A 426-nucleotide genomic window follows, 5' to 3' on the forward strand; every position below is an offset into this window, starting at 1 on the left:
AGCGGATTTACCTGCTCCTCGGGCTACACCCTTACCCCGGGACAACCACCGCCCGGGCTGGACTACCTTCCTGCGTCACCCCATCACTCACCTACTACAAGCTCGGTCCGCCGGCTCCACCACACCAGCAGTCATCCGAAGACAACAACCGGGGGCTTCACGGGCTTAGCATCACCTGATTCAGCGCTGGCGCACTGCCACGGGTACCGGAATATCAACCGGTTATCCATCGACTACGCCTGTCGGCCTCGCCTTAGGACCCGACTTACCCTGGGCAGATCAGCTTGACCCAGGAACCCTTAGTCAATCGGCGCACACGTTTCTCACGTATGTATCGCTACTCATGCCTGCATTCTCACTCGCATACCGTCCACAACTCGCTTCCACGGCTGCTTCACCCGGCACACGACGCTCCCCTACCCACCC

Annotated in this window: 1 rRNA gene; it reads right to left on the minus strand. The window is 60.3% G+C overall.

Going from position 1 to position 426, the window contains the following annotated elements:
* Positions 1-426: ribosomal RNA gene (locus AN218_RS29005) — 23S ribosomal RNA — on the minus strand; the annotation flags it as partial.

The organism is Streptomyces nanshensis, from assembly GCF_001751255.1.
In the GTDB taxonomy this organism is placed as follows: domain Bacteria; phylum Actinomycetota; class Actinomycetes; order Streptomycetales; family Streptomycetaceae; genus Streptomyces; species Streptomyces nanshensis_A.